The organism is Bartonella krasnovii (assembly GCF_003606345.3).
In the GTDB taxonomy this organism is placed as follows: Bacteria; Pseudomonadota; Alphaproteobacteria; order Rhizobiales; family Rhizobiaceae; genus Bartonella; species Bartonella krasnovii.
Window position 1 is genome coordinate 316,560 of the sequence record NZ_CP031844.2, and the last position, 17,232, is coordinate 333,791.

13 protein-coding genes are annotated in these 17,232 nt (G+C 37.8%); 8 read left to right on the forward strand and 5 right to left on the reverse strand.

Annotated elements, in window-relative coordinates; genetic code table 11:
- Window positions 1–628: 628 nt before the first annotated feature.
- The 4 genes from glyS to D1092_RS01240 all read right to left on the reverse strand — a co-directional run bounded on the left by glyS (window position 629) and on the right by D1092_RS01240 (window position 6,694).
- Window positions 629–2,851 (reverse strand): glycine--tRNA ligase subunit beta, encoded by a 2,223-nt coding sequence (gene glyS / locus D1092_RS01225; RefSeq protein ID WP_120121826.1) that lies wholly within the window; start codon window positions 2,849–2,851, stop codon window positions 629–631.
- Window positions 2,851–3,792, reverse strand: coding sequence for a glycine--tRNA ligase subunit alpha (locus tag D1092_RS01230; RefSeq protein ID WP_120121827.1), 942 nt, complete (start codon window positions 3,790–3,792; stop codon window positions 2,851–2,853). The genes glyS and D1092_RS01230 overlap by 1 nt, the downstream gene beginning before the upstream one ends.
- 96 nt (window positions 3,793–3,888) lie before the next feature.
- A complete protein-coding gene (locus tag D1092_RS01235; protein WP_120121828.1) occupies window positions 3,889–5,583 on the reverse strand; it encodes a tetratricopeptide repeat protein in 1,695 nt (564 codons plus the stop codon).
- Window positions 5,584–5,677: 94 nt separating this feature from the next.
- The gene (locus tag D1092_RS01240) at window positions 5,678–6,694 is read right to left on the reverse strand and encodes a polyprenyl synthetase family protein (protein WP_120121829.1); all 1,017 of its coding nucleotides are present in this window, start codon (window positions 6,692–6,694) and stop codon (window positions 5,678–5,680) included.
- 258 nt (window positions 6,695–6,952) lie between these two features.
- Between D1092_RS01240 and D1092_RS01245 the strand changes: the two genes are divergently transcribed.
- The 7 genes from D1092_RS01245 to D1092_RS01275 all read left to right on the forward strand — a co-directional run bounded on the left by D1092_RS01245 (window position 6,953) and on the right by D1092_RS01275 (window position 13,822).
- Window positions 6,953–7,744 (forward strand): tRNA1(Val) (adenine(37)-N6)-methyltransferase, encoded by a 792-nt coding sequence (locus D1092_RS01245; protein ID WP_120121830.1) that lies wholly within the window; start codon window positions 6,953–6,955, stop codon window positions 7,742–7,744.
- 190 nt (window positions 7,745–7,934) lie between these two features.
- Entirely contained in the window at window positions 7,935–8,783 is an 849-nt protein-coding gene (locus D1092_RS01250) for a S49 family peptidase (RefSeq protein WP_120121831.1), read from the forward strand.
- Between the two features lie 249 nt (window positions 8,784–9,032).
- Complete coding sequence (locus tag D1092_RS01255; RefSeq protein WP_120121832.1) at window positions 9,033–9,941, forward strand: 4-(cytidine 5'-diphospho)-2-C-methyl-D-erythritol kinase; 909 nt, start codon at window positions 9,033–9,035, stop codon at window positions 9,939–9,941.
- 199 nt (window positions 9,942–10,140) lie between these two features.
- The gene (locus D1092_RS01260) at window positions 10,141–10,782 is read left to right on the forward strand and encodes a ribonuclease HII (RefSeq protein WP_120121833.1); all 642 of its coding nucleotides are present in this window, start codon (window positions 10,141–10,143) and stop codon (window positions 10,780–10,782) included.
- The gene (locus D1092_RS01265; protein WP_120121834.1) at window positions 10,779–11,741 is read left to right on the forward strand and encodes an L-threonylcarbamoyladenylate synthase; all 963 of its coding nucleotides are present in this window, start codon (window positions 10,779–10,781) and stop codon (window positions 11,739–11,741) included. Before D1092_RS01260 ends, D1092_RS01265 begins: the two co-directional genes overlap by 4 nt.
- Before the next feature lie 2 nt (window positions 11,742–11,743).
- Window positions 11,744–13,153, forward strand: coding sequence for an FAD-binding oxidoreductase (locus D1092_RS01270; protein WP_120121835.1), 1,410 nt, complete (start codon window positions 11,744–11,746; stop codon window positions 13,151–13,153).
- A 144-nt stretch (window positions 13,154–13,297) separates the two neighbouring features.
- Entirely contained in the window at window positions 13,298–13,822 is a 525-nt protein-coding gene (locus D1092_RS01275; RefSeq protein WP_120121836.1) for a DUF6101 family protein, read from the forward strand.
- Between the two features lie 850 nt (window positions 13,823–14,672).
- Here the strand turns inward: D1092_RS01275 and purD are convergent.
- Window positions 14,673–15,947, reverse strand: a complete 1,275-nt coding sequence (gene purD / locus D1092_RS01280; RefSeq protein WP_120121837.1) for a phosphoribosylamine--glycine ligase — start codon at window positions 15,945–15,947, stop codon at window positions 14,673–14,675.
- A gap of 90 nt (window positions 15,948–16,037) precedes the next feature.
- Between purD and ubiA the strand changes: the two genes are divergently transcribed.
- The gene (ubiA, locus tag D1092_RS01285) at window positions 16,038–17,042 is read left to right on the forward strand and encodes a 4-hydroxybenzoate octaprenyltransferase (protein WP_120121838.1); all 1,005 of its coding nucleotides are present in this window, start codon (window positions 16,038–16,040) and stop codon (window positions 17,040–17,042) included.
- The last annotated feature ends 190 nt before the right edge of the window (window positions 17,043–17,232 follow it).

The following is a 17,232-nucleotide window of genomic DNA, read 5'->3' on the forward strand; positions in this document are numbered from 1 at the left end:
AGGATTCCTAACAGTAAAAAAATATACGTAAATACAATAAATTATAACTTTAAAAAAGGTTTATTAAATTTTAGTCTTAACTTGGTTATGCATTGAGCTTAGAGGGCCGTACTCTCTAGGTAAGACTTGTCTTTTAATTCTATTCATGAAGATTATAATGAGGTGTGCTACTGTCTTTGTGTTTATGAAGCGATAAGTGAGACTGTTATTATATTATCCGTTAAGATATTGTGGTGATTTTTGTATTGAGTAACTGCTTTTATGTTTAGCAGTTTTATGAAAAAAGCATTTCTCATTTTTTAAGGATCTTTTTTATCTGTATGTTAACCCCTCTTATAAAGACGGTTATGCTTCATGATGGGAGAGTGTAAAGTAAAAGACTTTTATTCTATATCCTCATTGAATATGGAAAAGCGATAAGTTAGTGATTATAAATCAATAATTTTTTCTTGATGATTTATTCAATTTTTTAATCAATCATTATAATGTGTCATTAACGATAAAAAATTCTACTTCTTTTTAAAGTTAGAGCAAATTTCACGGGGAAGTTCTTTATAGTGTTTTGAAATATTCATTAATAAAAAAATTTATCTTTATTATTTTTGTCAGTTCATAGGATATTTTAGTTTTAAAGGACAAGCTTTGAGAAGTCTGCAACCGCTTGTGTAATTGTGTGAGTGCGTTTGAGAAGAGCAAGACGGTTTGCACGAACATCAGGGTTTTTATCGTTCACCAATACCTTTTCAAAAAATAGATCAATCAATTTTCCAAGTGGTGCTAGAATACCGAGTGCAAATGATAAATCTGTTGTATTGATGGGAACAAGAACTTTTCTTTCTACTTCACAGATTGTATGATAGAGCTGCTTTTCTTCTTTCTCAATAAAGAGTTCAGGATTAATTTCATTGGCTATTGTTATGCTTTTTTGAAATTCATTTTCAATAATATTTGCAGTACGTTTTACAGAGGCTATAAAGTGCATTCCATCATGGGTATTGATAAAAGCGATAAGAGACTCGACATGACGTGCAACCAATAAAAAGTCATCAGAATCTTTGTTTAAAACGGCTTCAAGAGCATCATAGCGAATCCCTTCCTCTTTTAGATGATTTTTTAAACGATCATGAAAAAAGAATAATAGATCTGATAAAATATACTCTGTTTTTTCTGGAAGAAAATTTTGCAATTGTGGATTTTCTTTTTGAGGGCTTTCATATTTATTGTTTTGTTGTACGAAAAGATTTGTTGCCAACTGAAACAGTGGCATAAGATTGATTTTCCAGTCCCGCGAAAGAACAAGTCTAATAATTCCTAGAGCTGCTCGTCTTAATGCATAGGGATCTTTCGAGCCTGTTGGTTTTTCATTAATGAGCCAAAAGCCAACCAGCATGTCAATTTTGTCGGCGAGCATAACGGTTATAGCAAGTGGTTCTTGTGGAAGACGATCTGTTGGTCCTTGAGGTTTATAATGCTCTTCAATTGCGACAGCTACGCGAGGATTTTCCCCTTGAAGAAGAGCATATTTTTGCCCCATAATCCCTTGCAGTTCAGGAAATTCTCCGACAATTTCCGTTTGCAAATCAGCTTTTGCAAGGATTGCTGCACGTTTTGCTAAGAGAGGATCTGTTTGTATTAAAGGTGCAATTTCTTGGGCGAGTTTAGCGATGCGTTCTACTCTTGCACCTTGCGTACCTAATTTAGCGTGAAAAGTTACATTCAAATGATCAAGCCGCGCCATTCTTTGATCAAGAGGTTTTTTTATATCAAGATCAAATTTTTTTACAGAAGATTCCAAGTGTTGAATATCGGGCAAATCACGCTGATCTGTTTGCCAAAAATAGAGGGCATCCGAAAGACGGGCACGGACAACCTTACTATTTCCTTTTGAAATTGCTTTGCCTTCATCATTGGCAAGAATATTAGAAACGAGAATAAAGTGATGAGAAAGTTTTACATTTTCCCCTTGTTTACGGGTAACAAAACATTTTTGATTGGCTCGAATGGTCAAGCGAATAATTTCTGGAGGAATATCAAGAAATGATTTGTCAAAATCACCCATAAGAATAACAGGCCATTCAACGAGACCCGTAACTTCTTCTAGGAGGAGATTATCTTGAACCAGTTCTAAACCGTTTGCAAAGCAAAGATTTTGGGCATCCGCTAAAATAATATTCTTTCGTCTTTCGGCATCCAGAATAACTTTATGGGTTTCAAGTTGCATCACATAATCATCAAAGCGGCGCACTTGGAATGGTTTTCCGTCACTTAAAAAACGATGACCATAAGTGAGATTGTTACTTTCAAGAGAACCAATTGTAAACGGGATAACATGCGTTTCACCAATTTCTGGTCCGAAGACGCAAAGAATATTTTGTAAAGGCCGAATCCACTTTAGAGCACCACTTTTTGTAGAATCTTTTCCCCAACGCATAGATTTTGGCCACGGAAAGTTGCGGATAATATCTGGTAAAATATCGGCAATAATTTCTTCTGCTGCCCGTCCTTTTTTTACAATTTTAGCAATATAAAATTCCCCTTTTTTATCATCATGTCCAATCTGCGCTTCAGAAATATCGTTGAGCCCTGTTGCACGGAGAAAACCATCAATTGCGTTCTGTGGTGACTTTGTACTAGGGCCTCTACGTTCCTCATAGATATCTTTTGAGCGTATAGAAAGTCCGCGTATGTCCAATGTTAGTCGACGGGGGGTCCAATATTCACGAGCAGCTTTATAGGTCAATCCAGCATTAACAAGTTGATCTGTAACAGCTTTTTTAAGATCAGCAGCAGCTTTTCGTTGCATACGTGCGGGGATTTCTTCACTGAAAAGTTCAAGAAGAAGATCAGACATTAGGCTTCTCCAGTATATATTTGTCCAGCTTCTGTGAGTAAGAAGGCTTCCCCACAACGGCGTGCGAGATCACGAACACGAAGAATATAATTTTGTCGTTCAGTTACAGAGATAACGCCACGTGCTTGTAAAAGATTAAAGATATGGCTCGCTTTAATACATTGATCATAGGCAGGAAAAACACAGCGATGGAATGCATTTTCTTTATTGGGTTTTCCCGCATCAAGAAGTGCATTGCATTCGCGTTCGGCATCGATAAAGTGCTGGTGGAGCAGTTTTGTATCAGCAAATTCGAAGTTATAATATGAATATTCTTGTTCTGCCTGTAGAAAGATATCTCTATAACTTATTTTATTTTCTTTCTCCAAACCATTAAAGTTAAGATCATAGACGTTATCAATCCCTTGGATATACATCGCTAGACGTTCAAGACCATATGTGAGCTCTCCTGAAACTGGGGCGCATTCAATGCCGCAAACTTGTTGAAAATAAGTAAATTGAGAGACTTCCATTCCATCGCACCAGCATTCCCATCCGAGCCCCCAAGCGCCAAGGGTTGGGCTTTCCCAGTCATCTTCAACAAAACGAATATCATGCAGTTTTGTATCAAGTCCGATAGCTTGTAGCGAATTTATATAAAGTTCTTGTAGATTAGGAGGAGAGGGTTTGAGAAGCACTTGGAATTGATAATAGTGCTGTAAACGATTTGGATTCTTACCATATCGGCCATCTGTTGGACGCCGAGAGGGTTGGACATAAGCGACTTTCCAAGGCTGCGGACCTAGAGAGCGTAGCGTTGTTGCTGGATGAAAAGTTCCAGCGCCAACTTCCATATCGTAAGGTTGCAAAATTGCACACCCATAGTGGGCCCAATAATTTTGCAAAGTTAAGATTAGCCCCTGAAAAGAACGTTTAGGGTTAAGATACTCAGGCAGTTTCACACTTTATACTCTTTAAATATTGAACGATACAAATAGAGGCCAAAGAAATTTTAGTCTCTTTGTTTATTATTTATGTGGTTTACGGTTAAGCATTGTTTATTGCAAACCAAATTTCAATTTTTTTTGAATTTGTTTAGAATTTTCTGGTTCTCCGTCAATTGCGTGATTCCATTGAAATATTGCTTCACGTTTACGTCCAACTTTCCAATAGGCATCCCCTAAATGATCATTCAATGTTGGGTCCTCAGGTTGTAATCTGACAGCATTTTCCAATATTTGGACTGCTTTGTCGTACTCTTTTAGTTTATAATAAGCCCACCCTAAAGAATCAAGAATATGGCTGTTGTGAGCTTGTAAGGCAGAAGCTTTTTGCAACATATGGAGCGATTCTTTAAGCTTCTCACCTCGCTCTACAAGGGAATAAGCTAAATAGTTTAGAACCTGCGGTTGGTTTGGAAAAAAATCAAGAGCTTTTCGCAAGTCTCTTTCTGCTTTTGGCCATTGTTTTAGACGCTCAAAAGCAATACCACGCTGATAAAAAAGTTTCCAATCATCCTGCTGAAAGTTCTTTATCTGGGCGATAGCAGAGTCTAGAGTTTTAGTAGCTTCAAGAAATTTATGATCCTGCATGTAAAAAGCAACAAGCGTTATTAAAATATTACGATCATTGGGAAACTTTTTATTTAACAATGTCAGTAGTTTTATTGCTTCTTTGTAATTGTTGTTATTGGCAAGAAGAAATGCAAGATGAATTTGCCCATCTTTATAATAAGGAGATTTAGGGGATAAAGCGTGATAAAGTTTTATGGCTTGATGAGGATCATCCAATTTAGCAGAAATATGTGCGAGCTGAAACAGTGTTGCGTCACTTTGAGGATATAAAGCGAAAGATAATTGTTTAAAAATACGTGCTATGCGCCCTGAGTTTTTATGGTTGAGAGCTGTTCCAAAATTATACAATACCTCGGCTGCTCCTTGTTGAGGTGTTTTAATCAACCTTTCTAAGAAAACATTTTTTTCAATTTTTTCTCTAAGGTTTTTTAAAATTTCCCGTGCTGATAACATTTGTTCGCCATGCTGGATTGTCTGAAGAGCTTGTTTACGCATATTATGGCGCAGTTGGAATGAGGCATAGGCTATCACAATACGTTCATAGGTATTAGGAGCGATAAGAGTCCCCTGTTTGTTATTCAGTGCTTTAATAAAATATTTTTTTGCATCCTGTGGTTGTTCTGCAAGGTCGCTCATAAGTGCTAGATGATAAGATATAAAAAGCTCATACCAGACAGGACCTTTGAGCTTCTTAAGATCAGCAATTGCCTGAGATTTTTGTCCAGATCCAAAAGTAACCCAAGCACCGATGAGTTCAGGTATTGGGTTATTAGCTGTGGGAGGTTCTTTTAATTGTAGAAGAAGCTTAGCATTCTTATAGTCTTTTTTAATGAGACTTTCTATTGACAACGTTAAGGAAACAAAGGGAGTTATAACATTTTGCTCTTTGAGTTTTTTGGCTTGTTGCACAGCTTCTTTAAAGTCTCCAACCGAGAGCATAGCTTCAAGGAGCTCTTTTTGTGTTTCAATGTTATCAGGTTGATAAACGAGTGCCTGTTTAAAATAATTGATCGCAAGATCCATTTTATTTTCATGATTTGCAACCCTTCCAGCTAAATAAGCACCTGTAAATGAGCCTGTATGAGTCGCCGTGTTTATTTTACTGTAAGTGGGGGATGGTATCAGCATGATACCCACGATAAAGAGGGTAAAAAGTCGGGATACCGTTGCAGAACACATAGAACTAATCCTTTTCAAGATAATCAATCGATTGTATCGTTTATAAATTATATCTCATTACTTTTTAAAGAAATATTGCGATTTTTGCAAAGAATCAGTTTACGCGCGCAATGCAAAACTCAACAGTTTCAACGAGAGCATTGTAAGCAAGATTTTCATTCATGGGAATAAGAGAATCAATTGCATTTTTTCCATAGATGCGTGCTTGTTCTATGGTATCTGTAATACTATTATATTTCTCCATTAAGTGTTGCGCGTATGCAAAGGCTTCGTTATTGCTCTTGCCATCTTCAAGTGCTTCTTTCCAGAAAGCCTTTTCACCCATATTTCCACGCTCATATGCGAGAATCACGGGCATTGTGATCTTTCCTTCCCTAAAATCGTCCCCTATATTTTTTCCCAAGTTTTGAGCACTACCACTATAGTCAAGTGCATCATCAATCAATTGGAAAGCTAATCCTAAAGATGTTCCATAATCACGTAATGCGGAACGTTCTTTATTTCCATAGCCAGCAATAATGGGCCCTACTTCAGCAGCCGCTGAAAAAAGTGCTGCTGTTTTTGCATTGATGATTTTCAGATAATCTGAAGGGCTGGTTTTGATATTTTTTGCGGCGGAAAGTTGCATAACTTCTCCCTCAGCAATAATTGCAGCAGCATTTGCTAGGACAGAGAGTGCTTCTATAGAGCCAACATCGACCATCATTTTGAAAGCTTGTCCTAATAGGAAATCTCCAACAAGAACACTGGCTTGATTTCCCCAAATCATTCGTGCTGTAGATTTTCCACGTCGTAAATCACTTTCATCAATCACATCATCGTGTAACAAGGTTGCTGTGTGCATAAATTCAACGGCTGTTGCAAGCCTTATATGCCCATCATATTGATAGCCGAACATATGAGCAGAAGCTAATGTGATCATTGGGCGTAAGCGTTTTCCTCCTGATGAAATAAGATGATTGGAAATTTCAGGGATCATCTCAACTTCTGATTTTGCCATAGAGAGGATAAATTGATTGACTCGCATCATATCATCTTTTGTAAGACGAATGAGAGATTGCAGAGATGCTTGATTATTTTGTGTTTGATTTAATTTTGTGGCTACACTCACAATATGTTGACTCCTAGAGTATTGCAATGGACATCTATGAATTCTATTTTCTTAAATATTAGCATAAAGGGGGTTTTGTTTTGACTCAAGCTTTTGATGTTGCTTTGAAGTGCAGACTTTGAATGATCTATGCAAGAGTATATTTTAAAAGCTTGTATAATATTGTTTTTATGAGAGGTAAGGAAAAAATTTGCAACAGCCTTATTAAAGGCATCATTGATAAAAAAGTTCAGTTTATAATGAATATTAGGCTTTAAAATGGATACAACAACGAATCAGATTAGTGAAACAATTGACAGTTTTCATCGCGGGAGATTTTATTTGGTTCAACCTCATAAACATGGTCATCGTTCTGGAATGGATGCTATGTTATTAGCCAGTTTGGTTCCCACTGATTTAAAGGGTAAGGTTGTTGATTTAGGGGCGGGGGCTGGAGCAGCAGGGTTGGCTGTAGCTTCGCGTTGTCCGCAAGTTCATGTTACGTTGGTGGAACGCTCATCTTTTATGATATCTTACGCACAAAAAACACTTATGCTGAAACAAAATAAAAAGCTTACTGAGCGGGTTTGTTTATTAAAAGCAGACGTCACCTTCAAAGGGAATGCTCGTATAAAAGAAGGTTTGATAGATAATAGCTTTGATTTTGCCATTATGAATCCACCTTTTAATAATCCTACCGATCGCAAGACACCTGATAAACAAAAATCTGAAGCACATGTTATGCCTGAAGCGATGTTTGATAACTGGCTACGCAGTGCGGCGGCTATCGTTAAGCCAGGTGGGTATTTAGGGCTTATTGCACGTCCACAATCACTAACGGATATTTTGCATGCTTTAGAAGGGCGCTTTGGTGGTATCTGTATCATTCCCATTCATGCATGTGCTACAGCTGCAGCAATTCGTATTTTATGTTATGCAAAACGAGGCAGCAGAGCAGCTTTATCAATTTTACCGGCGTTGGTTATCCATGAGGGTAGTAATCATGCTTTTTCACCGCGGATTGATGCAATCAATAATGGATGTATAAGTTTGTGGGAACTTTTAAAATGATATCTTGTATTTTTCACGTTATTATTTAAATTCGAATTTAACCTTTAACCCTTGAAAGGGAAATTAGATTTTGACTGAAGTGGGATGTGATACTGTATTTTGGACTTGTTTATGCACTTTTGTGTTTAGCTATGTTGTACCCTTTTTATTATCTTGTCTTTTCCCTAACTTATAAGGAAGTTTTGTTTTGATGGAAATTATCAAAAATCTTATTCCGCATCGTTTTTATTCTAGTAAACTTGAAATCCCTGTGGTGCGTCTTCATGGGGCGATTATGGACTCAGCGACACTGATGTCACGTACGCTTTCACTGGGCAGGTGCGCGAATCTTTTAGAGAAGGCTTTTGCATACAAAAAAGCTCCGGCAGTTGCACTTATTCTTAATTCTCCTGGTGGTTCGCCCGTGCAGTCGCGTCTTATTTTTAAGCGTATTCGTGATTTGGCAGAGGAAAAAAAGAAACAGGTTTTGGTCTTTATCGAAGATGTAGCAGCATCGGGTGGTTATATGATTGCTTGTGCGGGGGATGAGATTTTTGCAGATCCTTCTTCGATTGTTGGTTCCATTGGAGTAGTCTCAGCTTCTTTTGGTTTTCCGGAACTGTTGAAAAAAATTGGTGTCGAACGGCGTGTATATACAGCCGGAAAAAATAAAGTTGCATTAGATCCATTTCAGCCAGAAAAAAAGGCAGATATTGAGCATTTGAAATCTCTACAACTTGAAGTTCATCAAACTTTTATTGATTTGGTTAAAGAGCGGCGTGCTGCAAAATTATCAAATGATCCAGATATTTTTACAGGAATGTTTTGGAGTGGGAAGAAAGGCGTTGAACTTGGCCTTGTTGATGGATTAAGTGATGTGCGCTCTGTTATTAAGGAGCGCTTTGGAGATGATACAAAACTTCGATTAATTACACCTCCAAAAAGTCTTTTAGGACCTAAAACACCTGCAGGGGTTACAGCTCATGCGGTTTCTACAGCAGTAGATAGTATGTTTATAGTAGCACAAGAGCGTGCACTATGGCAGCATTATGGTTTGTGATGAAGGATAATTATAAGATATGCTCAGGAAAAATAGGAATTTTGCCTAAAAGCAGTTATGAGAGAACAAACTTGAAATGATACGAGTGATTGCATTCAGTTTATGTGCGGTAGCTTTTCGCCTTTATTATTTAATGAGAAAACGATTGCGGAAGATATTACAAGGAGGGGGGATAGAAAAAGCCAAGTCTAGCATAAAAAAACGAGGTACATTGGTAAAGGATATCTGTACCGGTGAATATTGCGTCAGATGATACGGGATGTGCAAACCTCATTCAACGGTCCTTTTTATGTGTTTACACCCATTAAATTGAATTTAGCTCTGCATGTTGTGGGGCAACGTGCTGATGGTTACCATTTAATAGAAAGTTTGGTTTATTTTAGTCTTAATGGTGATTGTTTGAGTTATACACCTTGTGAAGAGGATCGCTTCGTTTTAACGGGTCCGTTTGCAAAAAAACTTGTATCTGATTCAGATAATTTGGTTATCCGCGCACGTGATTTTATGCACAAGACCTTTCCTGAAAGCGCTAAACCGGCTTTTTTAAAACTTGTGAAAACATTACCTGTTGCTTCTGGTATTGGTGGAGGATCAGGTAATGCAGCTGGGGTTATAAGCATGTTGTGTCAACAGTGGAATCTTGATTATTCTTATGAAAAATTAGCAGAAATGAGCTTAGTTCTTGGTGCTGATGTCCCCATGTGTTTTTTGGCATTGAAATATCAGCAGCCACTTTTTGTCAAAGGGATTGGCCAAGAAATTATACAACTGAAAAAGGCCTGTTCTCTTGCGATAGTATTGGTTAATCATGGACAAGAGATTTCAACACAAGCTGTTTTTAAAGCGTTAGACAAGCGCCACCATCCTTCTTTAAAAATTAATCCAGATGCTTTAGAGAGTGTTGATTCATTGGTTGAAGCTTTACAAGAAACGCGTAATGATCTTTTTTCTCCAGCATTAAAAATAGCACCTCAGTTAGCTGAAGTGTTATCTATATTGGATGAATGTGGGTCTCTTTTTTCTCGTATGTCTGGAACGGGGGCAACTTGTTTTGGCATTTTTAAAAATCAACAAGCAGCGCAGCAGGCTGCACTTTCTATTAAATCGATACATCCAAACTGGTTTGTAAAACCGATTATGACTTTAGGAACAATTTAAGAAATAAAAACTTTTATTTCATCATGGTTCTATCATACACAATAAAAAAGGTAACCAAACAAATGTGTTTTTTGTTTTTATATCTTTTGTGCAGGAATTTACACAATGTTTGAAGAACGATTAAAAACTGTAACGCTTGCAAAAAATAAGCAGCCTACAAAAATAAATGTGTGTGTATTGTATTTGTGACTTATCAAAGATGTTTAAATTGCCGCTTCAGCCAAACTTTTCGTATGAATTGGATTTGCAAAACCAAGGTTTTTTGCATATAGCAGGGGTTGATGAAGTAGGGCGGGGACCTCTTGCTGGACCTGTGGTAACAGCGGCAGTCATTTTGGATAAAAATCATATTCCTGATGGGTTAAATGATTCAAAAAAGCTTTCGTTTCTTCAGCGCAATAAACTTTATCATGAAATTTTGCAAAGCGCCTTAGCCGTTTCAGTTGCTAGTCTTTGCGCCCATACAATTGATCAATCTAATATTAGAAAAGCAACTTTGGAAGCAATGCGTCGCTGTATTATAGGGCTAGCTGTTCCAGTTCACTATGTCCTTGTTGACGGACGTGATATCCCCTCTCAGCTGCTCTGTCCCGCAATGGCCTTAATTAAGGGTGATCAGCGCTCGCTTTCAATTGCAGCCGCATCTATTATTGCGAAAGTAACGCGTGATCGTATGATGGAATGTGCTGGACAAGTTTATAAAGGGTATGGTTTTGAGAAGCATGTAGGGTATGCAACGCTAGCCCATCGTACAGCTCTTGATAAAAAGGGTCCAATTATAGGATTACATCGTTATAGTTTTGCGCCACTCAAAGGGCGTTATAGGAATGATGTGTCATGACGATTCGACCACTTAATAGCGTTTCGATAAAAGAAGCAATAACGCTTCTTGGACAGGGCAGGTTAGTCGCACTACCAACGGAAACTGTTTATGGATTAGCGGGCGATGCAACCAATGGAAGGGCACTATCTTCTATTTTTTCTACAAAAAAGCGTCCACAATTTAACCCTCTTATTGTGCATGTCAATGGTATTGAAATGGCGGAGCGCTATGTTGAAATTGATTTTATTTCACGCCAACTCATGGAAGCGTTTTGGCCGGGTCCTTTGACATTGGTTTTACCCTTAAAAGAACAACATGATATCCATCCTTTAACGACTGCTGGTTTAAATACATTAGCTATTCGTTTTCCAGACAGTCGTTTTGCGGAAGTTGTTCAATGTTTTGGCCGTCCACTTGCGGCTCCTAGCGCGAATCAATCGGGACGTCTTAGTCCTACTTCGGCTGAGGCTGTTTTTGCATCTTTGGGAGAATCTGTTCCTTTGATATTGGACGGAGGAGCGACTAGAATAGGGCTTGAATCAACGATTGTTAAGATTTGTGGTGAAGATATTTATCTTTTGCGTCCAGGGGGACTTGCGGCTGATAAAATTGAAGAAGTTGTAGGAAAGTCGCTAAAACGGATAGATCAAAGGGCGGCGATTGAAGCCCCAGGGATGTTAAAGTCACATTATGCTCCCAATGCTTCTGTTCGTTTGAATGTAGAAAAGGTAGAAAATGGTGAAGCGCTTTTAGCATTTGGTTCAAAGCGCGTTATGGGAGCTGAAAACGCGGTTTTTAGTTTAAACCTTAGCGAAGAAGGAAAGTTGGAAGAAGCAGCTTCTCATTTATTTCAATACATGAAGGAATTGGATTCATTGAAAGTGAGATGTATTGCCGTAGAACCTATTCCATCATATGGATTAGGGGAGGCTATCAATGATCGTCTTATACGGGCTGCAGCTCCAAGGGAGAAATGAACATGGAGCAGGAATTAATTGAGAGATTTCGAGAGATTGTTGGGGCTAAGTATGCTATAACAGATCAGACATTAATTACACCGTATTTACTTGAAGAGCGAGGGATTTTTCATGGCAGAACCCCCTTACTTTTACGCCCATCTTCACCGCAAGAAATCTCATTGATTATGCAGTTAGCGAGCCAAACACGTACACCAATCGTACCTCAGGGTGGAAACACAGGGCTCGTGGGGGGGCAACAACCAGATGAAAGAGGAGAGAGCGTTCTTTTATCCATGGAGAGATTAAATAAGATAAGAGCGATAAATCTTGAGGGGAGTTTTGTTGTTGTAGAAGCTGGTGTTATTTTACAAGATTTACAAAAAAAAGTAGATGAATCAGGTCGTTTTTTTCCTCTTTCTTTGGCATCTGAAGGCTCTTGCCAAATAGGGGGAAATCTTTCATCGAATGCTGGAGGGACTGCTGTTTTAGCCTATGGTAATATGCGTGATCTTTGTCTTGGCTTAGAAGTTGTTTTACCGGATGGTCGCCTTTTGGATGATTTGCGCTTTGTTAAAAAAGACAATAGCGGTTACGATTTGAAAAATCTTTTTATTGGTGCAGAAGGTACATTAGGTATTATAACCGCAGCTGTTTTGAAGATTTTTCCAAAAATGAAAGCAAAAGCAATTGCTTTGGTAGGATTACATAGCCCAGAAAATGCTCTAGAGTTTTTATCACTGGCTCAAGAATATGGGGGAGGGATGGTGACAGGTTTTGAGCTTATGGGAAATCTCAGTTTTCAAATGGCTTTAGATTATAAGATGTGTGAGAAGTCTCCTTTTGAACAGAAACATGAATGGTATGTATTAATGAATATTTCATCGTTGCAAGGAAATGATGAAGCATTCTCCGTGTTGAGTATTATTTTAGAAAAAGCCTTAAAGAGAGCGGTGATAGAAGATGCAATTGTTGCACAATCTTTAAAACAGCAACATTTTTTCTGGCAATTGCGCGAAGCTATATCATCAGCACAGAAGTTAGCGGGAGGATCGATTAAGCACGATATTGCAGTACCACTTGCTTCCATTCCTGATTTTATTGCTAAGGCTGCACTTATTGTTGAAGATGTCGCTCCAGGGGCAAGGGTGGTTTGTTTTGGACATATGGGAGATGGAAATTTGCATTATAATGTTACACAACCGATAGGTGCTGATACGACAGCATTCTTGCAGTTATGGTCAAAAATGAACCATCGCATTCATAGGTTAGTAATGGACTATCAAGGTGCATTTTCTGCTGAGCATGGAATTGGTCAGCTTAAGCGCGAAGAACTTCGTTCTTTTAAATCGCCTGTCGCATTGGATATTATGCGAGGGATAAAAAAAACACTCGATCCTTTAGGAATAATGAATCCTGGAAAAGTATTATAATTTAAGAATACTGATCTATATTTTTGTTTAGGTTTTAATAACCAAAAAAGAAACAAGTTGTTTTTTTATTCAAACTTTTAATAATCCAATGAGAAAAAGTTGCTAAAAGGTGTATGTTATTTAAGATAAATTGGGACACTGTATATGGCTAATCAATGCTTTAATCAGGCAAAAGCGGTGCTTGAATTTCGATTGGATCCGTGCCATTTGCCACAAACGACGACATATTTCTCATCCAGAACAGGTAATAAGGTCATTTGTTCATTAAATGAGCGCGGTGTTTTTTTTAAAACAGATAAACCTTCAAGCTTATCGCAGTTAGTACCCCCTTGTCATTTCAAAGGAATTGCGGCGCGTACTGTAAAAACACGTTCAGGAGAAAGAGCTGTTGCATTAGAGTTACTTCATGTAGATGAAGAATTTTGTATTCCACTTTTGGTTTCCAGAGATTTAAATAATGTTCTTCTGGATTGGCGATTATGGGCGGATACTTACGGCCTTCCCATGCTTATGATTAATGAAGATAATCGTATTGTGGTTGTAAAAGATCGTTCTGATTTACATAGATTTTTTTGTACAATGCCGCATTCTAAACAAAAGCGTTTTTTACTTCGTTATAGCAATCCGTTAGGTTTGCGTTTGGTGATTGCGAATAGAATTGCGCTTTAGTAACATTCATATGCATTCATTTTTATGCGACCAATAAGCCTTGATCTTGTTGGACCGTAAAACGCGATTCTTTAGCACGGGTGAAAGTCATGCGAGCTGCATACATAAGGTGTTTTTAGCAGATGAGGTAAATATTCTTAGGTTTGTTTATCTATCCTTACACCAGTAAAGCTCATGAGTGGGAAGACAAGGGGAACCAACTCAATAGGAAATCTGACTATTTAGAAATCAGTTCTGGCAGGCATCTTTGTTTTTTAAAGGCAAAGAGGAATTAAAAGATTAAAAATAAAGTTTTTTTGACAGTATATGTTCGTGGCAGGAATTGACAATATTCAATGTTTTTTGTTGATGATGTGATTTTTGGTTTTACTACATCGTTAAAGCATGCGCAGATTGCTAAGAATGTTTTTTTATTTTCTTTTGTATAAAGTAAGTTATTGATTTATAAAAATAATAAATTATTTTCTTGTACCTTAGCAGGGGGATTCCCATGTGGATAAAGATCATTAAAAGAGTAAAGACTCTTTGATAAACTTTCTAGACAACAAGGATTATTATAACATTGGGCGTTGGATACAATGGGGGTATCAGTTTGTGCCTTTATTTATAAAGATGGTGTAGTTTGATTGATACTCTCCATGATTAATATCGTGAAATGGGAAAAAGAGCATGAGAGGGATATTGCTTTGTGCACAAATAACATGAAGTACATTTTTTAGGTATTTTATTTTTTTTAAGAAAAATATACACGTTTTTTCCAAAATTATGGCCAACACAAAACAAGTAAGAAAATTTGTGTATCATGCTGTTAGGTGAAAGAATGAAATCGTAAAAAAGAATACCAAAAGATTTAGTTTTCTCGCGCAATGGCGCGCCATCCGATATCACGACGAACAAAGCCTTCTGGCCAATCAATAGAATCAACAGCTTCATAAGCACGTTTTTGTGCGTTCGTAATCGTTTTTCCTGTTGCTGTTATATTGAGAACACGTCCACCATTTGCAATAAGTTCTCCATTGCGTAATGCGGTACCAGCATGAAAAACTTTCACATCGGGAAGCATGTTCACTTTATCAACGTTACGGATAACAGTCCCTTTTTGGGGAGAGCCTGGATAACCATTTGCAGCCATAACAACGGTGAGAGCAGCTTTTTCAGACCACTGAGGAGGTTTGTTTTCAAGGTTTCCTTGAGCAGCAGCAAGAAAAATAGGCAGAATATCCTCTTTAAGGCGCATCATTAAAACTTGACATTCAGGATCACCGAATCGTACGTTAAATTCAATGAGTTCGGGGCCTTTTTGCGTTATCATCAATCCAACGAAGAGAATGCCTTTAAAGGGGGCGCCCATTTCATGCATGCCTTTTAAAGCAGGTTCAACAATTTCTTTGAGGGTACGATTCACCATTTCTTCGGTCATGATGGGTGCTGGTGAATAAGCCCCCATACCACCGGTGTTTGCTCCAGTATCTCCATCACCCACCCGTTTATGATCTTGAGCAGATCCAAAGGGAAGGGCAATTTTACCATCACAAAGACAAAAGAAGCTTGCTTCTTCACCTTCAAGAAAAGATTCTATAACAATTTTATTTCCTGCATTGCAGGAGGCACTTTTGAAGCAGGCATCAACGGCGTTCAATGCCTCTTCTATCGTTGTGGCAACCACGACACCTTTTCCAGCTGCTAAGCCATCTACTTTAATGACAATGGGAACACCTTGTTGATGAATGTAAGCTTTGGCTTTAGCCGCATCATTAAAGCATTGGTAACTTCCTGTCGGAATGTTATTCTTACGACATAAATCTTTTGTAAAGGCTTTTGAACCTTCTAGTTGAGCAGCTTTTTGAGTCGGACCAAGTACACAGATATTGGCGCTATTAAGAGAGTCGGTTATACCTGCAACCAATGGTGCTTCTGGTCCTACAATCACGAGATCAATAGAATGTGCTTTACAAAAATCAATAACAAGGGGGTGGTTATCAATGTCTAAATTAATATTTTCACCAAATTCTGTTGTTGCAGGATTTCCAGGAGCACAATATAACTTTTTGAGCAGTGGTGATGCTGCTATTTTCCATGCTAAAGCATGTTCTCGCCCACCTGAGCCAATAAGAAGAATATTCATTGCTTGCTCCTCTCATAAAAGATGATTAATCTCATCTCCTTCTCATAAGAATGAAATGTCTCTATCGCAAGACTAAAGGTAAATCATTTGATGAAAAAAAATAAAAATATTCCTCATGTTCAGTCCTATAATAGCCAAGGACGGGTTATGGATGCTTCTTCCAAACAATGGGTCTATAATTTTCTTCCCTGTTCTTTATGGTTTTATGCGCAATTAGCGCGTTGGGATCGGCCTATCGGATGGCAATTGTTAATGTGGCCTTGTTTTTGGTCAACAACAATGGCTTTTCTCTCATATGACATGCATTATGAGCCTCTTTTACCAATGTTTCTTCATTGGGTTTGGTGTCTTTTTCTTTTTTTTATAGGATCTATCGCTATGCGAGGGGCAGGATGTACTTGGAATGATCTTATAGACCATAAAATTGATTCTCAGGTAGAGAGAACACGTTCACGCCCATTACCGACAGGTCATGTGAGTCGGTTTCAAGCAAAAGTTTTTATACTTGTACAATGTTTGGTTGGTTTAGGCGTTTTATCACAATTTAATAGGTTTAGTTTTTTTCTAGGCATTTCGTCTTTAATAGCTGTTGCATTTTATCCTTTTATGAAACGCGTAACCTATTGGCCACAGTTTTTTTTAGGTGTTGCATTTAATTGGGGAGCATTAATGGGGTGGGCCGTTGTGTTTGGAAGTTTAAGCTGGTCACCAATTTTACTTTATGTGGGATCAATCTTGTGGACCATAGGATACGATACCATCTACGCACATCAAGATAAAGAAGATGATGCTACTGTTGGTATCGGTTCTACAGCGCTTCTCTTTGGCAAAGGAACCAAGCATGCGTTAGTCTTTTTGTATGGTGGTTTTGTCGTATTCGTGAGTTTAGCATTTTATTTAGCTAAAGTTCCTCTATTGGGCTTTTTAGGAATTTTTTTAGCAAGCATCCATATGTTTATTCAAATTAAAGTCATTGATATAGATGACAGTGCACAATGTCTTAAGCTTTTCAAATCCAATTCGCTTATTGGTTTTGTGATTTTTGCTGGTTTAGTCTGTGGTGGTCTATGGATGATATTTTATCCTGCAGTTTAAAAACACGTTAGATAAAATCATATGTTCTGTGATAATGGGGAGAGGTATGAAAATTCAAAGATACTTTTACTGATTTTAAAGTTTATGATTCTTTTGAATTTTCAAAGTTTGTTTGTATTTGAGGGTTGTTATTCCAGATTTTTCTGGTTCGAAATAACGAGTTCGTCAAATTTTATTGAAATAAAAATAG

Coding starts and splice junctions, on each gene's coding strand:
- glyS (WP_120121826.1), bottom strand. CDS start 2,851: ATGTCTGATCTTCTTCTTGAACTTTTCAGTGAAGAAATCCCCGCACGT.
- D1092_RS01235 (WP_120121828.1), bottom strand. CDS start 5,583: ATGTGTTCTGCAACGGTATCCCGACTTTTTACCCTCTTTATCGTGGGT.
- D1092_RS01245 (WP_120121830.1), top strand. CDS start 6,953: ATGGATACAACAACGAATCAGATTAGTGAAACAATTGACAGTTTTCAT.
- D1092_RS01250 (WP_120121831.1), top strand. CDS start 7,935: ATGGAAATTATCAAAAATCTTATTCCGCATCGTTTTTATTCTAGTAAA.
- D1092_RS01255 (WP_120121832.1), top strand. CDS start 9,033: ATGATACGGGATGTGCAAACCTCATTCAACGGTCCTTTTTATGTGTTT.
- D1092_RS01260 (WP_120121833.1), top strand. CDS start 10,141: ATGTTTAAATTGCCGCTTCAGCCAAACTTTTCGTATGAATTGGATTTG.
- D1092_RS01265 (WP_120121834.1), top strand. CDS start 10,779: ATGACGATTCGACCACTTAATAGCGTTTCGATAAAAGAAGCAATAACG.
- D1092_RS01270 (WP_120121835.1), top strand. CDS start 11,744: ATGGAGCAGGAATTAATTGAGAGATTTCGAGAGATTGTTGGGGCTAAG.
- D1092_RS01275 (WP_120121836.1), top strand. CDS start 13,298: ATGGCTAATCAATGCTTTAATCAGGCAAAAGCGGTGCTTGAATTTCGA.
- purD (WP_120121837.1), bottom strand. CDS start 15,947: ATGAATATTCTTCTTATTGGCTCAGGTGGGCGAGAACATGCTTTAGCA.
- ubiA (WP_120121838.1), top strand. CDS start 16,038: ATGAAAAAAAATAAAAATATTCCTCATGTTCAGTCCTATAATAGCCAA.